We start from the raw sequence: 24,880 nt of genomic DNA on the forward strand, positions 1-24,880 counted from the left end.
ACAGGAGGGCAAGGGATGAGCGAAGCCGTAGCGACAGAACTCGAGGGCGACCGGCTGCTCGACGTCGTCGTCGGCATCCTCGAAACCGAGGGCTACGACGCCGTTCAGCTCCGCGAGGTCGCCCGGCGGGCGAAGACGTCCCTGGCGACCATCTACAAGCGCTACCCCACCCGCGACGACCTGATCCTCGGCGCGCTCGAGTATTGGACACAGCAGAACCGCTACGCCGATCTGCCCACCGCCGCTCCCGGTGCGTCGCTCTACGAATCCTTGATGCAGTTGTTCCGCGCCATCTTCGAACCCTGGGAACGCCACCCGGCGATGCTCGCGGCCTACTACCGAGTGCGGTCATCTCCCAACGGACAGAAGCTCTTTCGGTTCGGCCTCGACGTGGTAGCGCCGGCCGGCCGGGAGATCTTCGACGGCGTCGACGCCGACTTCGTCGAAGACTTCACCGACGTCATCTCCAGCGTCATCTACGGACTCCTCGGGCGGTATGCAACCGGGGAGATCGCGGTCACCGACATCCTGCCCATCCTCGACCGCACGGTCTACTGGCTGACCCGCGGATGCGAGTCGTCCGAGAACACCCGAACGGCGACCTGACCCGAATTAGGGTCAGTCCCCGGCGACCCGCAACCTCCTCAACTCGGGGCGAGGTGCACTACTCGGATGAAACGCACACTGGCATCACGCCAAGACCAACCATTGCGCTCAGCGAGCAACACGGTGACCTGATGGATTCGTTGTGTCGCACCCGTGGACGACATTCGACAAATGGCGGTTCCTGCCCATCGTCGACAATGATTACCGAGTTCTGGACGTCGCAGTCACGATGTTTTCGGGGTCACTCGCAGACCCCAACGGGAGACCCGCACAGCTAACACTCGCCTCCTGCCGCCAGGCAGACATGCGCGCAATTGCTCTCGGACATTCTCGGGATACTGCGCCTCCAGATCCAGCGCCCGAACTCGACCCAGAGCTGCGGAAATCAAGCCGTTGACCTGCAATGACTTTGGCGGCCGGAGAGGATCCCCGAACCCCCGAGCGCTGGTGTAGAGGTCTAGCGCCAACCAGAAACGGCGCCTCGAGAAGAGGCATCCGTGCAGGTCAGCGTCCAAGCGCCGTCTCCCAGCGTCTCAACCGTTTCACCTGTAGCAGCACGGCGGGGCCCACGCGGGGGACACAGGGGCGCAAAGGCGCTTGTTCAGCAAACTCCCAAAGGGCCTTGAAGTGCAGTTATACCTGTGGGCGCGGACGGTATCGAACCGCCGACCGCTGGTGTGTAAAACCAGAGCTCTACCACTGAGCTACGCGCCCCTGCCCCGGGCAGGTTACCCGGACCGGTACCCCAGGCCCAAAACGATCAGGACTTGAGCGCGCCCAGGGCGTCGAGCCAGAGCTGCTGGTCGCGCGCCTCGCCGGGCTGCTTCATCTCGGCGAACCGGATGACCCCGGACTTGTCGATGACGAACGTGCCGCGGTTGGGAAAGCCGGTGTCGGAGTTGAACACCCCGTAGGCCTCGCTGACGGCGCCATGTGGCCAGAAATCCGAGAGCACCGGGAACAGGAACCCACTCTCGGTCGCCCAGATCTTGTGGGTGGGCGGCGGGCCGACCGAGATCGCCAGCGCCACGCTGTCGTCATTGACGTAGCTGGGCAGATGGTCGCGCAGCTGATCCAGTTCGCCCTGGCAGATGCCGGTGAAGGCCAGCGGGAAGAACACCACCAGAACGTTCTTGTCGCCCCGGAAGCTGCTCAGCGTCACCTGCTGCTGGTTCTGGTCCTTGAGGGTGAAGTCAGGGGCCTGCGCGCCGACTTCCAGCATCAACGCTTCCCCGCGCGGGACTTGGGCTGCACCAGGCGACTGGCGCTCCAGTCCCCCAGGTTGACCGACGACGTCGGCATCAGGCCGGCGGTCGGCGCAGCTTCGGCGATCTCGGCGGGCTGCACGTGGCCGGAACGACCGGTCTTGGGCGTCAACACCCAGATCACCCCGTCGTCGGCCAAGGCGGTGATCGCATCCATCAGGGTGTCCACCAGATCACCATCGCCGTCACGCCACCAGAGCAGCACGACATCGACCACCTCATCGGTGTCCTCGTCGAGAAGTTCGCTGCCGGCGGCCTCTTCAACGTCGACACGGATGTCGTCGTCGGCGTCCTCGTCCCAGCCGAACTCCTGGATCAACTGCTTGCTCTCGATGCCCAGTTTGCGGGCGAAGCTCGGGGCGTTATCCGCCGCGACCACCGTGTGACCTCCTTCGATCGTCAGCGCTATGTGTGATGTGAATCATCGTTGCACAGCTCGCTGTGCTTGACAGTGCGAGCGGGGGCTCAGAACGCCTTGCACAGCTGCATTCCCTTGTCCCGGGCCCGGTTGAGCTCGTCCTTGCGCGCGTTGTACACCGACACCGGCGCCTTGGATGAAATCGCGGTCGCCACACCGCGGGCGGCCTGCGCGTAGGTGTTGAACGCGTCGGTCATCTCCTGCGACAACTTCTCGTTGATCGCGGCGGCGACCTCGTCGGCGCTGTGGTTGAGTGCCTCCACCGCCGGCCCGGCGGTGCCGGAGATATCGCCACCGTTGTTGAACGCCTCGACGTACTTGTTCACCACGTCGACGGCGTCGCTGCTGCTGGAGGCGAATCGGCCGCACGCGCCGCGGACCGCCTGGGTGGTCATCGACTGCTGGCGCTGGGTCTCACGAATGCTGGAGGTGGCCTCCGAGGCCGACACCGACGCCGACACCGAGGAGCGGTAGGCCGGGGCTTCGGAGGTGTCGGCTTGCGGGTTGCCGCCGATGATGCTGGTACAGCCGACGACACCCATCGCCAATGCCGCCACCACACCGGCCACCGACGCGCCTACCCGAGCGTGTCGCCGCGTCTGGGCGCGCGAGGCAGTCAGCCGTCGGGTCAGCACAACTTCAGACGTTACCGCGTACCTGCCACCAGGCCGAGATCAGCCCACCCCGCGGCACTCGCCCACCGGCGGGCGGGTGTCCGGTGAGGCACGATAGAAAAGACGAGACCGACGAATCGATCGGTCGGTGTCATCCTGGCCACAAGCCGGGAGGCACATCTTGCCCTCCGAACCAAGGAGCAATGCGTTGACCACTGAGGCCGTAGATCAGGATCTGGCCAAAAAGCCAAGCAGCACAACCGAATGCGATCGGGTCCGGGTGATCCGCGAGGGGGTGGCGTCCTACCTCCCCGACATCGACTCCGACGAGACCTCCGAGTGGCTGGAGTCCTTCGACGAACTGCTGGCCCGGTCCGGCCCGGCCCGCGCCCGCTACCTGATGTTGCGATTGCTCGAACGCGCCGGCGAGCAGCGGGTGGCGATCCCCGCACTGACCTCCACCGACTACGTCAACACCATCCCGACCGAACTGGAGCCCTGGTTCCCCGGCGACGAGGAAACCGAGCGCCGCTACCGCAGCTGGATTCGCTGGAACGCGGCGGTGATGGTGCACCGCGCGCAGCGCCCCGGAGTGGGCGTCGGCGGGCACATCTCGACCTACGCGTCGTCGTCGACGCTGTATGAGGTCGGCTTCAACCACTTCTTCCGCGGCAAGGACCACCCCGGTGGTGGCGACCAGGTGTTCATCCAGGGCCACGCCTCCCCCGGCATCTATGCGCGCGCCTTCCTGGAGGGCCGGCTGAGCCCCCACGATCTCGACGGTTTCCGCCAGGAGCACAGCCATCCGGGCGGCGGCCTGCCCTCCTACCCGCATCCGCGGCTGATGCCGGACTTCTGGGAGTTCCCCACGGTGTCGATGGGCCTGGGCCCGATGAACGCGATCTACCAGGCCCGGTTCAACCACTACCTGCATGACCGCGGCATCAAGGACACCTCCGATCAGCACGTGTGGTGCTTCTTGGGCGACGGTGAGATGGACGAGCCGGAGAGCCGCGGGCTACTGCACGTCGGCGCGCTGGAGGGCCTGGACAACCTGACGTTCGTGGTCAACTGCAACCTGCAGCGCCTGGACGGCCCGGTGCGCGGCAACGGCAAGATCATCCAGGAGCTGGAATCGTTCTTCCGGGGCGCGGGCTGGAACGTCATCAAGGTGGTGTGGGGCCGCGAGTGGGATGCCCTGCTGCACGCCGACCGCGACGGTGCCCTGGTGAACCTGATGAACGTCACCCCCGACGGCGACTACCAGACCTACAAGGCCAATGACGGCGGCTACGTGCGGGAGCACTTCTTCGGCCGCGACCCGCGCACCAAGGCGCTGGTACAGAACCTGTCCGATCAGGACATCTGGCACCTCAAGCGCGGCGGGCACGACTACCGCAAGGTCCACGCCGCCTACCGCGCAGCCGTCGAACACAAGGGCCAGCCCACCGTCATCCTGGCCAAGACCATCAAGGGCTACAGCCTGGGCAGCTACTTCGCCGGCCGTAACGCCACCCACCAGATGAAGAAGTTCCGGCTGCAGGACCTCAAGGACTTCCGCGACGAGATGCGGATTCCGATCCCGGACTCCGAACTCGAGGAGAACCCCTACCTGCCGCCGTACTACCACCCCGGCGAGAACGCCCCCGAGATCCGTTACCTGCTGGATCGGCGCCGCGCCCTGGGCGGCTTCGTGCCGCACCGTCGCACCCAGGCCAAAGCGTTGCAGCTGCCGGGCTCGGAGGTCTACGCGGCGGTCAAGAAGGGTTCGGGCAACCAGGAGGTCGCCACCACCATGGCGACCGTGCGGGTGTTCAAAGAGTTGTTGCGGGACAAGCAGTTAGGCCCGCGTCTGGTGCCGATCATCCCCGACGAGGCCCGCACGTTCGGGATGGATTCGTGGTTCCCGTCGTTGAAGATCTACAACCGCAACGGCCAGCTCTACACCTCGGTGGATGCCGACCTGATGCTGGCCTACAAGGAAAGCGAAGTCGGCCAGATCCTGCACGAGGGCATCAACGAGGCCGGTTCGACCGCCTCGTTCACCGCGGTCGGGACGTCGTACGCCACCCACGACGAGCCGATGGTGCCGATCTACATCTTCTATTCGATGTTCGGCTTCCAGCGCACCGGCGACGGCCTGTGGGCGGCTGCCGATCAGATGGCACGAGGTTTCGTGCTGGGGGCCACCGCGGGACGCACCACGCTGACCGGCGAGGGGCTGCAACACGCCGACGGCCACTCACTGCTGTTGGCGTCCACCAACCCGGCGGTGGTCTCCTACGATCCCGCGTTCGCCTACGAGGTCGCCCACATCATCGAAAGCGGCCTGCACCGCATGTACGGCCCGGACCCGGAGAACGTGTACTTCTACGTCACGCTCTACAACGAGCCCTACGTGCAGCCGGCCGAACCCGACGGTTTCGATCCGGAAGGGCTGCTGCGCGGCATCTACCGTTTCCGCAAGGCCGCCGAACCGCGGTCGAACACCGCGCAGATCCTGGCCTCGGGGGTGGCGGTGCCCGAGGCGTTGCGGGCCGCCGACCTGTTGGCCGCCGACTGGGATGTGGCCGCCGACGTGTGGTCGGTGACCAGCTGGGGTGAGCTCAACCGAGACGGTGTAACCATCGAACGCGAGCGGCTGCGGCACCCGGACCGCCCGGCCGCGGTGCCATATGTGACCCAGGCACTGGCAGACGCCACCGGCCCGGTCGTCGCGGTGTCGGACTGGATGCGTGCGGTACCCGAGCAGATCCGGCCGTGGGTGCCCGGCAATTACGTCACCCTGGGCACCGACGGGTTCGGGTTCTCCGATACCCGGCCGGCCGCGCGGCGCTACTTCAACACCGACGCCGAGTCGGTGGTGGTGGCGGTGCTGGCGGCGCTGGGCCGCGACGGGGCCATCGACGCATCCGTTGCGGTGAGCGCGGCGACGCAGTACCAGATCGACGACGTGTTGGCCGCCCCGGAGCAGACGTCGGATTCCGGGGTGGCCTAGAGAGGCTTGAGCCTCGGTGACCGCCGGGTTGTCAGTTGTGGCCAGAAAATGGGCGTAGCTTTTAGGGATGACTGACAACCCGGCGGTTCCGGTCCTACCGCGCTCCACCCTGGACCAGCTCAGCGCCGTCCCGGACGCCATCCTGCGCCGACTGAAGAACTACTCGGGCCGCCTGGCCACCCAGGCTGATGCCGTGATGGGCGAGCGGTTGCCGTTCTTCGCCGACTTGGAGGCCTCCCAGCGAGCCAGCGTCCAATTGGTGGTGCAGACCGCCGTGGTCAACTTCGCCGAGTGGATGCGCGACCCGCACGGCAATGTCAGCCACACCGCGCAGGCGTTCGCACTGGTGCCGCAGGATCTGACCCGCCACATCGCGCTGCGCCACACCGTGGACATGGTGCGGGTCACCATGGAGTTCTTCGAGGAGGTCGTGCCACTGCTGGCCCGCTCCGAGGAGCAGGTGACCGCGCTGACGGTGGGCATCCTCAAGTACAGCCGGGATCTGGCGTTCACCGCGGCCTCCGCCTACGCCGACGCCGCGGAGGCCCGGGGCACCTGGGACTCCCGGATGGAGGCCAGCGTGGTGGACGCCGTGGTTCGCGGGGACACCGGCCCGGAGTTGTTGAGCCGGGCGGCCGCGCTGAACTGGGATACCACCGCCCCGGCCACCGTCGTGGTGGGCACCGCTCCGCCGGGTCCGGATGCTCTCGCCGGACAGAAAGCCAGCCAAGACGTCCGCGACGTCGCCGAGCGTCACGGCCGGGCGGCGCTGACCGACGTGCACGGCACCTGGCTGGTGGCCATCGTGTCGGGTCCGCTGACGCCCACCCAGAAGTTCCTCGCCGACCTGCTCGGTGCCTTCTCCGACGGTCCGGTGGTGATCGGACCGACGGCGCCGATGTTGACCGCCGCCTATCACAGTGCCAGCGAGGCGATCTCGGGGATGAACGCCGTCGTGGGCTGGACCGGGGCACCGCGACCGGTGCTGGCTCGCGAGCTGCTTCCGGAGCGGGCGCTGATCGGCGACGCGTCGGCGATCGCGGCCCTGCACACCGATGTGATGCGGCCGCTTGCCGAGGCCGGGCCCACGCTCACCGAGACGCTGGACGCCTATCTGGACTGTGGTGGCGCGATCGAGGCCTGCGCCCGCAAGTTGTTCGTTCATCCAAATACCGTCCGTTACCGGCTCAAGCGGATCGCCGACTTCACCGGACGCGATCCGGCCGTGCCGCGCGACGCCTATGTCCTGCGGGTTGCCGCCACGGTCGGGCGGCTGGCCAACCAAGCGCAGCACGCCAGTTTCAGCAGTGCAGACGTCACCTACGCGGCCCCGCCGCTGTCGTCCGGCCGTCCCGATGAACCTCAGGTCAGCCCGGATGGGTGAGCCGCCGGCGGTAGTCCGGACACCTACAGGCGCACACCCACGGCGGACATTTGTCGCAGTTCGGTATCGAACACGTCGCATCGAACGGCAGGTTTGTAGGGTCTCCACAAAAACATAAGACAATGTTCATAATCTAGGACATCCTGCAAATCGCGCTTCACAATGTTCTCTTAAAGACGTGATTGCGTTGCTCGCTCCCGGACAGGGATCTCAGACCCCCGGCATGCTCGCGCCGTGGCTGGAGTCGGCCGGCGCCGATGCCGCCCGCGAGCGGTTGGCCGCCTGGTCGGAGATCGCCGGCTTGGACCTGGTCGCACTGGGCACCACCGCGACCGCCGAGGAGATCACCGACACCGCGGTCACCCAGCCGCTGGTGGTGGCGGCGACCCTGCTGGCCTACGCCGAGTTGGTCGAACGACGCAACGGCCCGGTGAGTGGCAGCGACGTGATCGTGGCCGGCCACTCCGTCGGTGAGATCGCCGCCTACGCGATCGCCGGCGTCATCTCCCCCGACGACGCCGTCATGCTGGCCGCCACCCGCGGCCGCGAGATGGCAAAGGCCTGCGCACTCGAGCCGACCGGCATGGCGGCGGTGCTCGGCGGCGACGAGGCCGAGGTCCTGACCCGCCTCGAGCAGCTCGACCTGACCCCGGCCAACCGCAACGCCGTCGGCCAGATCGTGGCGGCCGGCCCGCTGCCCGCGCTGGACAAGCTCGCCGAAGACCCGCCCGCCAAGGCCCGGGTCCGCAAGCTGGCCACCGCGGGGGCATTCCACACCCAGTACATGGCACCGGCGCTGGAGGCCTATACCGCCGCCGTCGAGCAGGTCAGCGCCGCCGGGGTTTCCGAGCCCAGCGCTATCCTGTTGTCCAACCGCGACGGGCAGCCGGTGACGTCGGCCGCGGAGGCGTTGGAGCACCTGGTGGCGCAGCTGACCCGGCCGGTGCGCTGGGACCTGTGCACCGAGACGCTCCGCGCCCGCGAGGTCACCGCGATCGTGGAGTTTCCGCCCGCCGGCACGCTGGCCGGCATCGCGAAACGCGAACTTCGGGGGACCCCGACGCACGCCGTCAAGTCCCCCGCAGATCTGGACGGACTGCCCGCGTTCTAGAGTCCGCTTCCAACCCTGCACAACCAGATACGCAGTAATCACGCCGCACACCCCGTGCGGATCCAACCGAAGGGAAACACAGTGCCTGCTAGTCAGGAAGAAATCATCGCCGGTCTCGCCGAGATCATCGAAGAGGTGACCGGTATCGAGCCGAGCGAGGTCACCGTCGAGAAGTCCTTCGTCGACGACCTGGACATTGACTCGCTGTCGATGGTGGAGATCGCGGTTCAGACCGAAGACAAGTACGGCGTGAAGATCCCGGACGAGGACCTCGCCGGCCTGCGCACCGTCGGTGACGTGGTGGGCTACATCCAGAAGCTCGAGGCCGAGAACCCCGAGGCCGCCGCCGCGCTGCGCGAGAAGTTCGGTTCCGAGAGCTAATCGTGTCCTCTCAGCCTTCTACGGCCAACGGCGGTTACCCGAATGTCGTGGTAACCGCCGTTGAGGCCACCACTTCAATCGGCGCGGACATCGAGAGCACGTGGAAGGGCCTGCTCGCCGGCGAGAGCGGCATTCATGTGCTTGAGGACGATTTCGTCTCCAAGTGGGATCTGCCGGTCAAGATCGGCGGACACCTCAAGGACCCGGTCGACGACCACATGGGCCGGCTGGACCTGCGACGGATGTCCTATGTCCAGCGGATGGCCAAGCTGCTCGCCGGGCGGTTGTGGGAGAACGCCGGATCGCCAGAGGTCGACCCGGACCGTTTCACCGTCGTCGTCGGCACCGGACTCGGTGGCGGCGAGAAGATCGTCGAGACCTATGACCTGATGAACGAGGGCGGCCCTCGCAAAGTGTCGCCGCTGGCCGTTCAGATGATCATGCCCAACGGTGCGGCCGCAGTGGTCGGTCTGCAGCTCGGCGCTCGCGCCGGGGTCATCACCCCGGTGTCGGCCTGTTCGTCGGGCTCGGAGGCGATTGCGCACGCGTGGCGTCAGATCGTCATGGGCGACGCGGACTTCGCGGTCTGCGGTGGTGTCGAAGGCGGCATCGAGGCGCTGCCGATCGCCACCTTCTCGATGATGCGCGCGATGTCGACCCGCAACGACGACCCCGAGGGTGCGTCGCGGCCGTTCGACAAGGACCGGGACGGCTTCGTCTTCGGTGAAGCCGGCGCGCTGATGATCATCGAGACCGAAGAGCACGCCAAGGCACGCGGCGCCAAGCCGCTGGCCCGGTTGATGGGCGCCGGTATCACCTCCGACGCCTTCCACATGGTGGCTCCCGGACCCGATGGCAAGCGGGCGGGCCGTGCGATGACGCGGTCGCTGGAGTTGGCGGGTCTGTCCGCCAAGGACGTCGACCACATCAACGCGCACGGAACGGCGACTCCGATCGGTGACACCGCCGAGGCGAACGCGATCCGGGAAGCCGGTTGCCAGCACGCCGCGGTCTACGCACCCAAGTCGGCGCTGGGCCACTCCATTGGGGCGGTCGGTGCGCTGGAGTCGGTGTTGACGGTGCTCTCGCTGCGTGACGGGGTCATCCCGCCGACGCTGAACTACGAGACGCCGGACCCCGAGATCGATCTGGACATCGTGGCGGGCGAGCCTCGTTACGGCGACTACAAGTACGCCATCAACAATTCATTCGGGTTTGGTGGGCACAACGTCGCGCTCGCCTTCGGGCGGTACTGACACCGGATCAGAGAGGGAAGTTCGCAACAGCCATGTCAACGCTGGCAACGGGAAAGGGTCTCCCCAACGTCGTCGTCACCGGCTACGCCATGACGACGGCACTGGCCGCGGACGGGGAGAACACCTGGAAGAAGCTGCTCGACGGCCAGAGCGGCATACGCAAGCTCACCGACTCATTCGTCGAGGAGTATGACCTGCCGGTTCGCATCGGCGGGCACCTCGTCGAAGCCCCGGAGTCATTCGACGAGGGGCTGAGCCGCACCGAGCTGCGTCGGCTTTCCTACCTGCAGAAGATGGCTTTGGTGCTGAGCCGGCGTGCCTGGGAGCACGCCGGCTCACCCGAAGTGGACACGCGGCGCCTGATGGTGTCGGTCGGTACCGGGATGGGCTCTTCCGAGGAGCTCGTCTGGGCCTATGACGGTATGCGCGAACGCGGCCTGAAGGCGGTCTCGCCGTTGGTCGTGCAGAAGTACATGCCCAACGGAGCGGCCGCTGCGGTCGGGCTGGACCGTCAGGCGAAGGCCGGGGTGATCACCCCGATCTCGGCCTGCGCGTCCGGCTCCGAGGGCATCGCCCACGCGTGGCAACAGATCGTGCTCGGCGAGGCCGACATGGCGATCTGCGGCGGTGTGGAGACCCGGATCGAAGCAGTGCCGATCGCGGGGTTCGCCCAGATGCGCATCGTGCTGTCCACCACCAATGACGACCCGGAGGGCGCCTGCCGCCCGTTCGACCGCGACCGCAACGGGTTCGTGTTCGGCGAGGGCGGCGCACTGATGGTGATCGAGACCGAGGAGCACGCCAAGGCGCGCGGGGCCAACATCCTCGCCCGGATCATGGGTGCCTCGATCACCTCGGACGGCTACCACATCGTCGCGCCAGACCCCGACGGCCAGAGCGCGGGTCGGGCGATGACACGGGCGATCCAGGCCGCCGGCCTGACACCCGGCGACATCACCCACGTCAATGCGCACGCCACCGGAACCACGGTGGGTGACGTGGCAGAAGGCCACGCGATCAACCTCGCTTTGGGCCCGCACGGCGGCAACGCCGCGGTGTACGCACCCAAGGCGGCGCTCGGCCACTCCGTCGGCGCGGTCGGTGCGGTCGAGTCAATCCTGACGGTGATGGCCCTGCGTGAACAGGTCATCCCGCCGACCCGGAACATGGAGAACCTCGACCCCGAGATCGACCTGGATGTGGTCGCGGGCGAACCGCGCCCGGGCAATTACGAGTACGCGATCAACAACTCATTCGGGTTCGGCGGGCACAACGTCGCACTCGTCTTCGGCCGGTATTAGAAAGCCGCCGGAGCGAGACCCGCGATCAAAAATCAAGGAGAGGCGCGATGACGACTATGGCTCCCGAAACGGTGGGCGAATCGCTCGACCCGCGCGATCCCCTGCTGCGTCTGTCGACGTTCTTCGACGACGGCACCGTGGAATTGCTGCACGAGCGTGACCGCTCCGGCGTGCTGGCCGCGGGCGGCACCGTCAACGGAGTGCGCACCATCGCGTTCTGCACTGACGGCACCGTCATGGGCGGTGCGATGGGCATCGAGGGCTGCGACCACATCGTCAACGCATACGACACCGCGATCGCCGAGCAGAGCCCGATCGTGGGACTGTGGCACTCCGGCGGTGCCCGGCTGGCCGAGGGCGTCCGAGCCCTGCACGCGGTCGGACGCGTCTTCGAGGCCATGATCCGGGCGTCCGGATTCGTCCCGCAGATCTCGGTGGTAGTCGGTTTCGCCGCCGGCGGCGCCGCCTACGGCCCGGCCCTGACCGACGTCATCGTGATGGCACCGGAGGGCCGGGTGTTCGTCACCGGCCCCGACGTGGTGCGCAGCGTCACCGGTGAGGACGTGGACATGGCCGCGCTGGGCGGCCCCGACACCCACCACAAGAAGTCCGGCGTGTGCCACATCGTCGCCGACGACGAGCTCGACGCCTACGAGCGGGGCCGCCGCCTGGTCGGGTTGTTCTGCCAGCAGGGCCATTTCGATCGCAATAAGGCCGAGGCGGGCGAGATCGACCTGCACGCGCTGCTGCCGGAGTCGGCGCGACGCGCCTACGACGTGCACCCCCTGGTGAACGGGCTGCTCGACTCGGACGCTCCGTTCGATGAGTTCCAGGCCAAGTGGGCGCCGTCCATGGTCGTCGGACTGGGTCGGCTGTCCGGTCGCACCGTCGGCGTGCTGGCCAACAACCCGCTGCGGCTGGGCGGCTGCCTGAACTCCGAGAGCGCCGAGAAGGCGGCACGTTTCGTGCGGTTGTGCGACGCGTTCGGGATTCCGCTGATCGTGATCGTCGACGTGCCGGGCTACCTGCCGGGTGTCGGCCAGGAATGGGGTGGCGTGGTGCGCCGCGGTGCCAAGTTGCTGCACGCGTTCGGTGAGGCCACCGTCCCCCGCGTCACGCTGGTGACCCGCAAGACCTACGGCGGGGCTTACATTGCGATGAATTCGCGGTCGTTGGGCGCTACCAAGGTGTTCGCCTGGCCGGACGCCGAGGTCGCGGTGATGGGCGCCAAGGCCGCGGTCGGCATCCTGCACAAGAAGAAGCTGGCCGCAGCGCCCGACCACGAGCGCGAGGCGCTGCACGAGGAGCTGGCCGCCGAGCACGAGCGGATCGCCGGTGGAGTGGACAGCGCCATCGACATCGGTGTGGTCGACGAGAAGATCGACCCCTCACACACCCGCGGCAAGATCACCCAGGCACTGGCCGAAGCGCCCGCCCGCCGCGGCCGGCACAAGAACATCCCGCTCTAGTCGCTCACGAATTCCCGGGCGACGTCGAGCACCCGATCGCGGTCTTCGGCCACCAGCCCGATCCGGGTCCGTCGATCCACGATGTCCTCGACGGTCAGCGCACCCTCGTGGCTGACGGCGTAGTCGAACTCGGCACGGATCACGTCGATGCCCTCGGCCACCGGCTCTGCGGGCCGCTCGCAGGTGGCGACTGCCAACACGTTGGCCGCCTCCCCGCCATAGCGCCGAACCAACGACTCGGGTAGATCTGCCGTCAGCGCAACCTCCGATCCCGGGTTGCCGGGCGCACCGATCAACGGCATGTCCCGGGTACGGCATGGCGTGGCCGGCAGTGCCCGCAGGCGCACGGCTCGGTCCAGCACGTCTTCGGCCATATGCCGGTACTCGGTCAGTTTGCCCCCGATCACGCTGAAGACACCGGCCTGCGATTCGACGACAGCGTGATTACGTGAGACGTCGGCGGTGCGGCCTGATCCGGTATCGATGAGCGGTCGCAGCCCGGCGTAGGCGCCGCGGACGTCGGCCGTGCTCAAGGCGGTGCCCAGCGCGGTATTGACGGTGTCCAACAGGAACGAGATCTCCGCCGACGTGGGTTGCGGCACATCGGGAATCGGCCCGGGCGCCTCTTCGTCGGTGAGGCCCAGATACACCCGGTCGAGCTGCTCGGGCATAGCGAACACGAACCGGTTGAGCTCGCCAGGAATCGGCACGGTCAGCGCAGCGGTCGGATTGCCGAAGGCGGCCGCGTCGAACACCAGGTGCGTTCCGCGGCTCGGCCGCAGCCGCAGTGCCGCATCGATGTCGGCGGCCCAGACGCCCGTCGCGTTGATCACCGCCCGGGCGGTGACGTCGAAGGACTCACCCGAGACCTGATCGGTCAGCCGAACCGTGTCGCCGGTGGCGTGCGATGCGGCCACGTAGGTCAGGATCGTCGCGCCGTGCTGGGCCGCGGTGCGGGCGACCGCCGTGACCAGCCGGGCGTCGTCGATCAATTGCCCGTCGTAGGCCAGCAGGCCGCCGTCGAGGCCGTCGCGGCGCACGGTGGGCGCCAGCGCCACGGCATGCTCGGCCGAGACCCGTCGCGAGCGGGGCAACACCGTCGCCGGTGTGCCCGCCAACCGGCGCAGCGCATCCCCGGCGAGAAATCCGGTGCGCACCAGGGCCCGATCCCGTCGCGGCATCGACCCCAGTAGCGGGACTAGTTGCGGCATCGCCCGCACCAGGTGCGGCGCGTTGCGGGTCATCAGGATTCCGCGTTCGATCGCGCTGCGCCGCGCGATGCCCACATTGCCGGTCGCCAGGTAGCGCAGTCCGCCGTGAACCAGTTTGGAGCTCCACCGGCTGGTGCCGAACGCCAGGTCTTGCTTGTCCACGCACACCACCCGTAGCCCGCGGGTGGCCGCGTCCAGGGCAATGCCGGCGCCGGTGATACCCGCGCCGATCACGACGATGTCAACCGGTGCGCCGTCGGCCAGCGCGGTCAGTTCGGCAGTGCGGCGGGCGGAGTTGAGCGCGGCGTTATCGGGCATCAGGAGAGATACCTGTTCAGTGTGTAGGCCAGTTCGGCGGAGAGCGCGTCCTCGTCGAGGATCGGCGCGACGACTTGCGCGGACTGGATCGCCGATTGGGTGATCAGCAGACACATCGCGGCAAGTTCACGCGGGTCGCCGGCTCGCACGCTGCCGGCGGCCTGGGCGCCGCCGAGTTCGCCGGCCACCAGGTCGATCAGCCGCCGCTGGCTGGCCCCCATCCGCTGGGCGATGTAGACCATCGCCAGATCCGGTGCGTGGTGCAGCACCCGCATCACCACCTCGTCATGGCGCAGCCGCGCCGCAACCGCGACGATGCGCTTCACCAGCGCCTCACGCCCGGTTCCCGGTTGCTCGAGCTCGGTCCACGCCGCGGTGATCCGTGCGGTCAGCAGCGCCGCGATCACCGAGCGGCTGTCCGACCACCGCCGGTACACCGTTGGGCGACTCACCCCGGCACGCCGCGCAATGGCCGCCAGGGTCACCCGCTCCATGCCCAATGCGAGCAGGCAGCTCGCGGCGGCATCGAGGATGCGCTCCCCGACCTCCACCTGCTCGTCATTACTAGTTGACAGCATATGTAATACTGTAACGCATGACGCAGGCCGATACCCAGGATGCCCTGACCCCGCCGATGAAGTGGAACGCCTGGGGGGATCCGGCAGCGGCCAAGCCTTTGAGCGACGGCATCCGTCAACTGCTCAAGGCCGCCCTGGGGGTGGACGGCACGAGCTCCCCGGAGCGCGATCCGAACCAGGTGTCGCTCACGCCGTCGGCATTGACCGAAGCTGACCACGCCGCGTTGGCGGCGATCGTCGGCGCTGGCTTCTGCCGCACCGATCACACCGCACGACTACTGCACGCCGGAGGCAAGTCCACCCTGGATCTGCTGCGGCGCAATAGTTCCGCCACCCAGGATGCGCCCGACGCGGTGCTGTTGCCCGGCAGCGACGACGAAGTCGCGGCGGTGTTGAGCTACTGCAGCCAGCACGCCATCGCGGTGGTTCCGTTCGGCGGCGGCACCAGTGTCGTCGGCGGGCTCGACCCGATCCGCGGCGACTTCTCCGCCGTGCTGTGCCTGGATCTGCGCCGGTTCGATCACCTACTCAACCTCGACGAGGTCTCCGGGGAAGCGGAATTCGGCGCCGGAGTGACCGGGCCCGACGCCGAGCGGTTGCTCGGCGAGCGCGGCTTCTCGTTGGGCCATTTTCCGCAGAGCTTTCAGTTCGCCACCCTGGGCGGCTACGCCGCCACCCGCTCCTCGGGTCAGGACTCGGCCGGCTACGGCCGATTCGACGACATGGTGCGCGGCCTGCGGATGATCACCCCGGCCGGCGTGCTGGACCTGGGCCGCGCCCCCGCCTCGGCCGCCGGGCCGGACCTGCGCCAGCTCCTGCTGGGGTCGGAGGGCGTGTTCGGTGTCATCACCCGGGTGCGGGTGCGGGTGCATCCGGCGCCGGCAACCACCCGCTATGAGGCGTGGTCGTTCCCCGACTTCGCCACCGGCGCAGCGGCACTGCGCGCGGTCACCCAGACCGGCACCGGACCGACCGTGATCCGGCTGTCCGACGAAGCCGAGACGGGCGTGAACCTGGCCACCACCGAGCAGATCGGCGAGCAACAGATCACCGGTGGCTGCCTGGCGATCACCCTGTTCGAAGGGACGGCCGAGCACACCGAGAGCCGGCATGCCGAGACCCGGGCGGTACTGGCCGCGCACGGCGGCACGTCACTGGGCGAAGAGCCGGCGCGGGCTTGGGAACACGGCCGATTCTCCGCGCCCTACCTGCGAGATTCGCTGCTGGCCGCCGGCGCGCTGTGCGAAACGCTGGAGACCGCCACCGACTGGGCGCGCGTGCCCACCCTCAAGACAGCGGTCACCGAAGCACTGACCACCGCACTGGGCGACAGCGGGACACCCGCCCTGGTGTTGTGCCACATCTCGCACGTCTACCCGACCGGCGCATCGCTGTACTTCACCGTGGTGGCGGGTCAGCGCGGCAATCCGATCGAACAGTGGCAGGCGGCGAAAGTCGCTGCGGGCGACGCGATCATGCGGGCAGGCGGAACCATCACCCACCACCACGCCGTCGGCGCCGATCATCGGCCGTGGATGGGCGAAGAGGTGGGAGAACTGGGCGTGCAGGTGCTGCGAGCGGTCAAAGCCACGCTGGACCCGGCCGGAATCCTCAACCCCGGCAAACTGATTCCATGACGTCGCGCCAGATCAGCCGGATCACGCTGCTGACCAACCCGGCGGCCGGGCACGGCAACGCCCGGCATGCCGCCGAGCGGGCGCTGGCGCGGTTCCAGCAGCGCGGCATCAACGTCAACCACATCGTCGGCTCAGATGCTCACCACGCACGGCAGCTCCTTGATGAAGCCCTGGCCGCCGGAACGGACGCCGTGGTGGTGGCCGGCGGCGACGGCGTCATCTCGCTGGCATTGCAGTCATTGGCGCTCGGTGAGGTGCCGCTGGGGATCATTCCGGCCGGCACCGGCAACGACCACGCCCGCGAATACGGTTTGCCCACCGGCGATCCGGAGGCGGCCGCCGACGTCGTCGCCGAAGGACAGACCGAGACGATCGATCTGGGACGCATCGTCGAAGACGGCGGCGCGGTGTCCTGGTTCGGCACCGTGATGGCCGCCGGATTCGATTCGCTGGTGAGCGACCGCGTCAACCGGATGCGCTGGCCGCACGGCCGGATGCGCTACAACCTCGCCATGGTCGCGGAGATGTCCAAGCTGCGACTGCTGCCGTTCCGGCTGACCTTCGATGACGGTGCGCCGCTGGACATCGAGCTGACGCTGGCGGCGTTCGGCAACACCCGCAGCTACGGCGGCGGCATGTTGATCTGTCCGGGCGCCGATCATGGCGACGGCTTGCTGGACGTCACAATGGTGCACTCGGGGTCGCGGACCAAGCTGATTCGCCTGTTCCCCACCGTGTTCAAAGGCACCCATGTGCTGCTCGACGAGGTGAGCACGCGGCGGGCGAAGTCGATCCGGGTGGAGTGCCCGGGGATCAACGCCTACGCCGATGGCGACTACGTGGCCCCGCTGCCGGTGACGGTGTCGGCGGTGCCCGGTGCACTGCAGATACTGCGTGCGCCCTGATCGCTCTCACGAGATCAGCGAACTCCACAGGTCGCCGAGCTGACCGACCACCTCGTCAACCCAGGTGGTGAAGTCGGCAGCCGCCGGGGCGGCCGTGTCCAGCCATGGGAAAGCCGGGATGTAGGTGCCGCCGGGCAGGAACGGATTCAGCATCACCGACCACGACGTCGCGAAGTCGATCAGCACCTGGAAGATGTTCGGCATCGGCACCAGCGGGTGCTCCGATGGGTCGGCAGTCAAACTGGCCCAGAGATCCGCCCACGGTTTGCCGAGATCCAAGGTGAACGTCGTGCCGGCCCACGGGTAGACGTCCGAGCCGTCCGAACCGATAGTCGTACCGGGGAAACCCAACGCACCCTCGACCGCACCGTGCGGGTCGGTGATGGTCGGGCCCTCTGTCGGGAAGGTGTAGCCGTTCAGGAGTTCCGAGATCGGCACCCGCCCGTAGCCCTGCAACAGCGCCAGCCAACCTTCGAGGCTGCAGAACATGGTGTCGCACGCAGTGTGGCTCGGTATTTGGGCCTGCAGAAAGCCGATCAACTGCTCACCCAACGGCTTCGAGAACGCCGGAATCGGGATCAGCATGTCGACCACTGCCTGGATTCGCTGCGGGTCGCCGAGGTCGATGCCCCAGATGTTCGTCGCGCTCGGGACGAACCACGGGCCGCTGAAGAACTGCGCGTAGGCGAATGCGTCGATGGCCTTCAGGGCGTTGGCCGGGATGTTGATGATGGCGTAGAGCAGGTTCAGCGGCACGTTGGCCAGGTCTCCGTCAGCGGTCAACTGCACGGCGACACCTGACGTGGCGACACCTGGCGTGGTGATGATCTCGGGTGCGGCCGAGCTGGCGGTGATCAACCCGGCGGCCACCAACGGCACATTGGCGATCGCGACCGAGCGCGTCAGGGCCGACATGATCTCTCCTTGACACCGAGAAACAGCGCGCGCCGAATACGCCTCGATGGAACAGCGCAGGCGCTGAGCACAGGCCGAGCCAACAGGAACAACGGGAGACAACAGGAACAACGCGCGGCTACAGGAGCAACGCGCGAGCGAGTCTACCCTAAGAAAAAACTATCGGCGAGTTGAGCGAATCCTGTGAGCTACCCCACACCACGGCTGAGCCAAGACACCTCTGCGCCGTCGCCACCGTCACGGTAGGCCTCCAGGGCCTCATCCCAAGCGGTGCCCAGCACCGTCTCGAGCTCCGCGGCCAGCGCGTCCGCCCCGGCGGCCATCAGCGTGCGCAGGCGGTTCTCCCCGACCATCACGTCACCGTTGGCACTCATCGTCCCGCTCCACAGGCCGAGCTGCGGCGTGTGGCTGAACCGCTGGCCGTCGACTCCGGCGCTGGGGTCCTCGGTGACTTCAAAGCGCAACACCGACCAGGAGCGTAGCGCGCTGGCCAGTTGGGCGCCGGTCCCCACCGGACCGACCCAGTTGACCACGGCTCGCAGCTGTCCCGGCATGGCCGGTTGCGGCGTCCAGTTGAGCTTGGCCTGGCCGTTGCGGGCACCCAAAGCCGAGGTCAGTGCCCACTCGACATGCGGGCACACCGCCGCGGGCGAGGCATGGATGTACACCACGCCGCTGGTCACGTCGGCGAATTGATTCGTCGCGCGCATCAGTTGCTCCTTCGGATCCACGAGGGACGTCTTCCCCAACGACCTGGTGGGACCGAGCTTGAGCAATGTTGCTGCAGAAACGGGAGTGTATTCAGTGTTGTATGCGTCTATTGTGCCTTGTGTGACGCCTGTTGGCTAGTCCCGGCTGGCCGCGGCTACCACGGCGTCGGACAGCGCCGGCCATCGGCCGGTGACCCAGTCCCCGAAGTCGCGGTCGGTGAGCACCACCAGCGCCCGCTTGATGGCCGGATCAGCCCAGATCAGCGTGCCTGACTGGCCGAAATGGCCGAAGGTCCGCGCCGAGTTGCCGGCCCCGGTCCAGTGCGGTGTTTTGCCGTCCCGGATCTCAAAGCCCAGCCCCCAGTCGTTCGGTCGCTGCGGCCCATAGCCGGGCAACACCCCGTCCAGGCCGGGAAACTGCACGCGGGTGGCCTCGGCGTGGAGCTGCGGCGACACCGTGACCGGCGTCAGCAGGTCGCCGGCGAAGGCGGCCAGGTCCGCGACGGTGGAGGTACCGCCGAATCCAGCCGCCGGCGCTCCCCCCGTCAGCCGGCTGGCCGTCATGCCCAGTGGCTCGAACACCGCCTCGGCCAGGTAGCGGCCGAATTCGATCCCGGACGCCTGCTGCACGGCTTCGGCCAGCACCGCGAAGCCGTGGTTGGAGTACACCCGCCGCGTGCCGGGTTTGGCCAGCACCCGATCAGAGTCCGCCGAGAGCCCGGAGGCGTGCGCCAGCAGATGCCGCACCGTGGCGCCCGGCGGCCCGGCCGGGGTGTCGAGTTCGACGGCCCCCTCCTCCACCGCGACCTGCACCGCCCGCGCCACCAGGGGCTTGGTCACCGACGCGAGGTAGAACGGCCGCGCGGTATCGCCATGGGTGGCCAACACCCCGTGCGGGCCGATCACGGCGGCGGCCGCGTGACCGACCGGCCAGTCGTCGAGGGCGGCGAGAGCGTCTGCGGCGGACATCGCTGGTCAGCCTAAGCGGGGACTGCGAGCGCGGCGAAGCCGGGCGAGGGGGGCACCTCCCGCTCCCAGCGGCCAGGTCACCGCCATCAGCCACCGGGGCCGTCGAACCCGGTCGCCGCACGGACCGCCTTGCGGTGGGTGGTCGCGCTGCACCCGAACCAACGCCGGCAGGACCGGCTGAGCACGCTCTGCTCGGCGTAGCCGAGTTCGCGGGTCAGGTGCGCCAGGCTGATGTCGGTGTCGCGCAGATAGCGATGGGCGGCATCGCGGCGGACGCCGTCGACCAGTGCCGCAAACGTAGTCTCCTCGGCGGCCAGCCGCCGATGCAGCGTCTTGGGGTGCAGACCCAGCTGGCCGGCGATCAGCTCCAGGCTCACGGCGCCGGTGGGCAACAGCTGCAGCGCCATCGCGCGGACCGAGCCCGCGATGCCCGGCGACTCTGCGGTGATGCCGCTGAGATAGCGCACCATCGCCTCATGCGCTTGGTCGTCCCGGTGCAGGGGGCGGTCCAGATCGACGGTACGGATGGTGAAACCGGCGACCGGCTGCGCGAAATAGGGGCGGCAGCCGAAGTAGGCCACATAGTCGCGTACCGGGGTGAGCGCTTCGTGCGGTAGGTGCACGGACAGCGGCGCATACGGAGCGTCGAACATCATCCGCATGATCCCCAGCGACACTCCCAGCGACAGCTCGGTGGTCTGCGGATGCGGCGGGGAGCGCTCGATGAGGACCTCGAACGCATAGAACGATTCGCCTGGTGCCTGCGGCGGTCCCGGCTTCCCCTCCCCTACGTCGAGCCTCGCTGAACCGCCGGCCCGGGCGCCCGGCATGATGCGCGCCGCGATCGCCGGGCTGTAGGCGGACAAGAACCGCTCCACGATCGAGAAGCCGCCGCCGACGGTGGCCGCGGTGCGTGCGGCCACACCCAGCGGCCCGAAGATGCCGATGTCTTGACGGAGGGCCAGCCGGCGTCCGAAATCCGGGCAGACGGTCGCGTTCGCTGCGCCCTCGATGGCCAGGATCAACGCGCGGTACGGCACGAATACGTCGTGGGCTCCGACCGAGCCGTCCGGTATCCCGGCTGCTCGCAGCAGTGCCACGGGATCACCGCCGAGCTCGGTGACCAGCTCCGGGTATCCGGACAGTGCGGTGCCGCGCACCACCGACATGTCCGCAAATATCAAAGAAATGTCCGCAGATGTCAAGACTTCGCCCGCCCTGCGAGACATGCTGGAACGGCATTCGGCGGAAAGGAATACCCGTGAGCTTTGACACCGTGATCCGTGGCGGTCGGTGGTTCGACGGCACCGGGGCGCCGTCGGCGATCCGCAATATCGGCATCCGCGACGGACACGTCGCCGCCATCTCGGCCGAACCACTCGACGAGTCGGGCTGCGACCAGGTGATCGACGCGGCCGGCAAATGGGTGACGCCCGGACTGCTCGACATCCACACGCACTACGACGTCGAGATACTGCTTGCCCCCGCGCTGTCGGAGTCGGTGCGGCACGGCGTGACCACGGTGCTGGTGGGCTCGTGCTCGCTGTCCACCATCCACGTCGACGGCCAGGACGCCGGCGACCTGTTCGGCCGGGTCGAGGCCATCCCGCGCCAGTACGTGGTCGACACCATCGATGCGCACAAGACCTGGTCGAGTTGTGCGGACTACATCGCCAGCCTGGAGAAGCTGCCGCTCGGCCCCAATGTGACGGCGCTTATCGGACATTCCGACATGCGCGCCGCGACCATGGGATTGGACCGCGCCACCCGCTCCGATGAGCGGCCCACCGCGGCCGAGCAGGCCCGCATGGAACAGATGTTGGACGAGGCACTGCAGGCAGGATTCGTCGGAATGTCCTCCCAACAGCTGCTTTTCGACAAGATGGACGGCGAGGTCTGCCGCTCGCGGACGTTGCCGTCGACGTACGCCAAGCCCAAGGAGTTGCGCCGGCTCAAGTCCAAGCTGCGCCGCAGCGGACGAATCCTGCAGGCGGGTCCGGACGTCAAGAACCCGTTCGATGTGGTGTCACAGCTGGCCCAGGCCCTGGGAATATTCCGGCGGCCGCTCAAAACCACTCTGCTGGCCGCCGCCGACGTCAAGAGCAACCGCCTGGCGATCCCGACCATCATCAAAACATCACGCCTGCTCAATAAGTTGGGCGCCAACTTCCGCTGGCAGCATCTGCCGGTGCCGTTCGAGGTGTACGCCGACGGCATCGATCTGGTGATCTTCGAAGAGTTCGGCTCGGGCGCCGAGGCACTGCATCTGCGCGAGTCACTCGAGCGGGACAAGTTGATGCGGGACGAGGCTTACCGGCGACGCTTCCGCAAGGACTACGAGAACAAGTATGGACCGCGGGTGTGGCACCGCGACTTCTTCGATGCCGAGATCGTCGCCTGCCCGGACGCCTCGGTGATCGGAAAGTCCTTCGGGCAGGTCGGAATTGAGCGCGGCGGAGTGCACCCCGTCGATGCCTTCCTCGACCTCGTCCTCGAACACGGCACGGCCCTGCGCTGGCACACCACGATCTCCAACGACCGACCCGAGGTGCTCAAAACACTCGCCGCCGAACCCGGCATCCAGATGGGTTTCTCGGACGCGGGCGCGCACCTGCGCAATATGGCGTTCTACAACATGGGCCTGCGGTTGCTGCGCCACGTCCTCGACGCCCAGCAGGCCGGTCAGTCGTTCTTGTCCGTCGAGCAGGCGGTGCACCGGCTGACCGGTGAACTCGCCGACTGGTACCGGGTCGACGCCGGTCACCTGCGCGTCGGTGACCGCGCCGATGTGGTGGTCATCGACCCCGCGCACCTCGACGACACCCTGGACGCCTACGCCGAGGAATCCTTCGAGCCCTACGGCGGGATGTCCCGGATGGTCAATCGCAACGACAAAGCCGTCAGCGCCGTGTTCATCTCCGGCCGGGCAGTGGTCCTCGACGGTCAGCCCACCAGCGTGCTCGGCACGCAACGCACCGGAAGCTTTCTGCGGGCCGACACCCGCACCCCGGCCGCGGGCGTGCCGGCCGCGCAAGCCAGCGCACCGGACGCCACACCGGCAACATAGGGTGGCCCCATGAGTCAGACAGTGCGCGGTGTGATCTCCCGCGAAAAGGGCAAGCCGGTCGAGGTGACCGACATCGTCATCCCCGACCCCGGTGCCAACGACGTCGTCGTCGCCATCACCGCCTGCGGGGTGTGCCACACCGACCTGACCTACCGCGACGGCGGCATCAACGACAGCTACCCGTTCCTGCTGGGCCACGAGGCCTCCGGCACGGTCGAGTCGGTGGGCTCGGCGGTCACCGCGGTGGCGCCCGGTGATTTCGTGATCCTGAACTGGCGCGCGGTGTGCGGACAGTGCCGCGCCTGCAAGCGCGGTCGCCCGCACCTATGCTTCGACACCTTCAACGCCTCGGTTCCCATGACGCTGACCGACGGCACCGAGCTCACCCCGGCGCTGGGCATCGGGGCGTTCGCCGACAAGACCCTGGTGCACGAAGGTCAGTGCACCAAGGTAGATCCCAGCGCTGACCCCGCGGTGGCCGGCCTGCTGGGCTGCGGCGTGATGGCCGGTCTGGGTGCGGCGATCAACACCGGTGGCGTCACCCGTGATGACACCGTCGCGGTGATCGGGTGCGGCGGTGTGGGCGACGCCGCGATCGCCGGGGCAGCCCTGGTGGGGGCCCGGCGCATCATCGCGGTCGACACCGACAACACCAAGCTGAACTGGGCGCGTGAATTCGGCGCCACCCACACCATCAATGCCCGCGAGCTCGACCCGGTGGAGACCATCCAGGATCTCACCGACGGCTTCGGCGCCGATGTGGTGATCGACGCCGTCGGGCGCCCGGAGACCTGGAAGCAGGCGTTCTACGCGCGCGACTTGGCCGGAACCGTAGTGCTGGTGGGGGTTCCGACCCCGGAGATGCAGCTGGAGATGCCACTGATCGACTTCTTCTCCCGCGGCGGTTCGCTGAAGTCTTCCTGGTACGGCGACTGCCTGCCCGAGCGCGACTTCCCCACCCTGATCAGCCTCTACCTGCAGGGCCGGCTTCCGCTGGACAAGTTCGTCTCCGAACGCATCGGGCTCAACGATGTGGAGAAGGCGTTCGGGCGGATGCACGGCGGCGAGGTGCTGCGGTCGGTCGTGGTGCTATGACCGCAGCCAGTCCGATTCAGCGGGTCATCACCCACGGCACATTCGAACTCGACGGCGGCAGTTGGGAAGTCGACAACAACATCTGGATCGTCGGTGACGATTCCGATGTGGTGGTCTTCGACGCAGCTCACGACGCCGCCCCGATCGTCGAAGCCGTCGGCGGGCGCAACGTGGTGGCGGTGGTGTGCACGCACGGCCACAACGACCACATCACGGTGGCACCGGAGCTGGGTCGAGCGCTCGACGCGCCGGTGCTGCTGCACCCCGGCGACGACATGCTGTGGCAGATGACGCACCCGGACAGCGACTTTCGGGCGGTTGCCGACGGCGACACGCTCACTGTCGGGGGCTTGGAATTGCGGGCGCTGCACACCCCCGGCCACTCACCGGGCTCGGTGTGCTGGCATGTACCGGACCTGGGCGCGGTGTTCAGCGGTGACACCTTGTTCTGCGGCGGCCCGGGGGCGACCGGCCGATCGTTCTCGGACTTCCCGACGATCTTGGCGTCGATCTCCGAGCGGCTCGGCGCACTGCCGGCCGACACGGTGGTCTACACCGGGCACGGCGACAGCACGCGTATCGGTGACGAACTGGTCCATTACGACGAGTGGGTGGCGCGCGGCCACTGACGATGCGCCGCGAGGAACGAGCGGCGAAGAGGAAGGGCCCATC

Annotated in this window: 22 protein-coding genes and 1 tRNA gene; 13 read left to right on the forward strand and 10 right to left on the reverse strand. The window is 67.9% G+C overall.

Annotated elements, in window-relative coordinates; translation table 11 throughout:
* The first annotated feature begins 15 nt into the window (after positions 1 to 15).
* Positions 16 to 606: a TetR family transcriptional regulator gene (locus tag N416_RS0102600; RefSeq protein ID WP_024440577.1), complete on the forward strand. Its 591-nt coding sequence runs from the start codon at positions 16 to 18 to the stop codon at positions 604 to 606.
* Positions 607 to 1,248: 642 nt separating this feature from the next.
* Here the strand turns inward: N416_RS0102600 and N416_RS0102605 are convergent.
* The 4 genes from N416_RS0102605 to N416_RS0102620 form a co-directional block, all read right to left on the reverse strand.
* Positions 1,249 to 1,320 (reverse strand) — tRNA-Val (locus N416_RS0102605).
* Positions 1,321 to 1,366: 46 nt separating this feature from the next.
* Positions 1,367 to 1,828, reverse strand: a complete 462-nt coding sequence (locus N416_RS0102610) for a peroxiredoxin (protein ID WP_024440578.1) — start codon at positions 1,826 to 1,828, stop codon at positions 1,367 to 1,369.
* Positions 1,828 to 2,250, reverse strand: a complete 423-nt coding sequence (locus N416_RS0102615) for a DUF3052 domain-containing protein (RefSeq protein WP_024440579.1) — start codon at positions 2,248 to 2,250, stop codon at positions 1,828 to 1,830. Before N416_RS0102615 ends, N416_RS0102610 begins: the two co-directional genes overlap by 1 nt.
* 86 nt (positions 2,251 to 2,336) lie before the next feature.
* The gene (locus tag N416_RS0102620; protein WP_231383965.1) at positions 2,337 to 2,858 is read right to left on the reverse strand and encodes a hypothetical protein; all 522 of its coding nucleotides are present in this window, start codon (positions 2,856 to 2,858) and stop codon (positions 2,337 to 2,339) included.
* Between the two features lie 253 nt (positions 2,859 to 3,111).
* Between N416_RS0102620 and aceE the strand changes: the two genes are divergently transcribed.
* From aceE to N416_RS0102655, 7 genes are all read left to right on the forward strand, one after another.
* Entirely contained in the window at positions 3,112 to 5,901 is a 2,790-nt protein-coding gene (gene aceE, locus N416_RS0102625) for a pyruvate dehydrogenase (acetyl-transferring), homodimeric type (RefSeq protein WP_024440581.1), read from the forward strand.
* A gap of 67 nt (positions 5,902 to 5,968) precedes the next feature.
* The gene (locus N416_RS0102630; RefSeq protein ID WP_024440582.1) at positions 5,969 to 7,285 is read left to right on the forward strand and encodes a CdaR family transcriptional regulator; all 1,317 of its coding nucleotides are present in this window, start codon (positions 5,969 to 5,971) and stop codon (positions 7,283 to 7,285) included.
* A 178-nt stretch (positions 7,286 to 7,463) separates the two neighbouring features.
* A complete protein-coding gene (locus N416_RS0102635; protein ID WP_081654432.1) occupies positions 7,464 to 8,396 on the forward strand; it encodes an ACP S-malonyltransferase in 933 nt (310 codons plus the stop codon).
* 81 nt (positions 8,397 to 8,477) lie between these two features.
* Complete coding sequence (acpM, locus tag N416_RS0102640; RefSeq protein WP_024440584.1) at positions 8,478 to 8,777, forward strand: meromycolate extension acyl carrier protein AcpM; 300 nt, start codon at positions 8,478 to 8,480, stop codon at positions 8,775 to 8,777.
* 2 nt (positions 8,778 to 8,779) lie between these two features.
* Positions 8,780 to 10,033 carry a 3-oxoacyl-ACP synthase KasA gene (gene kasA / locus N416_RS0102645; protein ID WP_024440585.1) on the forward strand — a complete coding sequence of 418 codons (1,254 nt, stop codon included), beginning with the start codon at positions 8,780 to 8,782 and terminating at the stop codon, positions 10,031 to 10,033.
* A gap of 32 nt (positions 10,034 to 10,065) precedes the next feature.
* The gene (gene kasB / locus N416_RS0102650; protein WP_024440586.1) at positions 10,066 to 11,334 is read left to right on the forward strand and encodes a 3-oxoacyl-ACP synthase KasB; all 1,269 of its coding nucleotides are present in this window, start codon (positions 10,066 to 10,068) and stop codon (positions 11,332 to 11,334) included.
* 47 nt (positions 11,335 to 11,381) lie between these two features.
* Positions 11,382 to 12,803, forward strand: a complete 1,422-nt coding sequence (locus tag N416_RS0102655; RefSeq protein WP_024440587.1) for an acyl-CoA carboxylase subunit beta — start codon at positions 11,382 to 11,384, stop codon at positions 12,801 to 12,803.
* Here the strand turns inward: N416_RS0102655 and N416_RS0102660 are convergent.
* Both N416_RS0102660 and N416_RS0102665 read right to left on the reverse strand, forming a co-directional pair.
* The gene (locus tag N416_RS0102660) at positions 12,800 to 14,332 is read right to left on the reverse strand and encodes a glycerol-3-phosphate dehydrogenase/oxidase (RefSeq protein WP_196805089.1); all 1,533 of its coding nucleotides are present in this window, start codon (positions 14,330 to 14,332) and stop codon (positions 12,800 to 12,802) included. The two genes, N416_RS0102655 and N416_RS0102660, sit on opposite strands and share 4 nt — an antisense overlap.
* Entirely contained in the window at positions 14,332 to 14,910 is a 579-nt protein-coding gene (locus tag N416_RS0102665; protein WP_024440589.1) for a TetR/AcrR family transcriptional regulator, read from the reverse strand. Before N416_RS0102665 ends, N416_RS0102660 begins: the two co-directional genes overlap by 1 nt.
* Before the next feature lie 56 nt (positions 14,911 to 14,966).
* Between N416_RS0102665 and N416_RS0102670 the strand changes: the two genes are divergently transcribed.
* The gene (locus N416_RS0102670) at positions 14,967 to 16,547 is read left to right on the forward strand and encodes an FAD-binding oxidoreductase (protein ID WP_024440590.1); all 1,581 of its coding nucleotides are present in this window, start codon (positions 14,967 to 14,969) and stop codon (positions 16,545 to 16,547) included.
* A complete protein-coding gene (locus N416_RS0102675; RefSeq protein WP_024440591.1) occupies positions 16,544 to 17,452 on the forward strand; it encodes a diacylglycerol kinase in 909 nt (302 codons plus the stop codon). The genes N416_RS0102670 and N416_RS0102675 overlap by 4 nt, the downstream gene beginning before the upstream one ends.
* A gap of 6 nt (positions 17,453 to 17,458) precedes the next feature.
* On the opposite strand, the gene N416_RS0102680 is transcribed toward N416_RS0102675, so the two are convergent.
* The 4 genes from N416_RS0102680 to N416_RS0102695 all read right to left on the reverse strand — a co-directional run bounded on the left by N416_RS0102680 (position 17,459) and on the right by N416_RS0102695 (position 21,215).
* On the reverse strand, positions 17,459 to 18,367 hold the full coding sequence (locus N416_RS0102680; RefSeq protein ID WP_024440592.1) for a hypothetical protein: 909 nt from the start codon (positions 18,365 to 18,367) through the stop codon (positions 17,459 to 17,461).
* 188 nt (positions 18,368 to 18,555) lie between these two features.
* Positions 18,556 to 19,077, reverse strand: coding sequence for a DUF3145 domain-containing protein (locus N416_RS0102685; RefSeq protein ID WP_036457126.1), 522 nt, complete (start codon positions 19,075 to 19,077; stop codon positions 18,556 to 18,558).
* Between the two features lie 135 nt (positions 19,078 to 19,212).
* Positions 19,213 to 20,046 carry a serine hydrolase gene (locus N416_RS0102690; protein WP_024440594.1) on the reverse strand — a complete coding sequence of 278 codons (834 nt, stop codon included), beginning with the start codon at positions 20,044 to 20,046 and terminating at the stop codon, positions 19,213 to 19,215.
* An 86-nt stretch (positions 20,047 to 20,132) separates the two neighbouring features.
* Positions 20,133 to 21,215, reverse strand: coding sequence for an AraC family transcriptional regulator (locus N416_RS0102695; protein WP_024440595.1), 1,083 nt, complete (start codon positions 21,213 to 21,215; stop codon positions 20,133 to 20,135).
* A gap of 92 nt (positions 21,216 to 21,307) precedes the next feature.
* Between N416_RS0102695 and N416_RS0102700 the strand changes: the two genes are divergently transcribed.
* From N416_RS0102700 to N416_RS0102710, 3 genes are read left to right on the forward strand one after another with little or no spacing between them, the layout of a single operon-like run.
* Positions 21,308 to 23,113, forward strand: a complete 1,806-nt coding sequence (locus N416_RS0102700) for an amidohydrolase family protein (protein WP_024440596.1) — start codon at positions 21,308 to 21,310, stop codon at positions 23,111 to 23,113.
* Positions 23,114 to 23,122: 9 nt separating this feature from the next.
* A complete protein-coding gene (locus N416_RS0102705; RefSeq protein WP_024440597.1) occupies positions 23,123 to 24,208 on the forward strand; it encodes an S-(hydroxymethyl)mycothiol dehydrogenase in 1,086 nt (361 codons plus the stop codon).
* Positions 24,205 to 24,837, forward strand: a complete 633-nt coding sequence (locus N416_RS0102710) for an MBL fold metallo-hydrolase (RefSeq protein ID WP_024440598.1) — start codon at positions 24,205 to 24,207, stop codon at positions 24,835 to 24,837. Before N416_RS0102705 ends, N416_RS0102710 begins: the two co-directional genes overlap by 4 nt.
* The last annotated feature ends 43 nt before the right edge of the window (positions 24,838 to 24,880 follow it).

It is taken from the genome of Mycobacterium sp. UM_WGJ, from assembly GCF_000455125.1.
In the GTDB taxonomy this organism is placed as follows: Bacteria; Actinomycetota; Actinomycetes; order Mycobacteriales; family Mycobacteriaceae; genus Mycobacterium.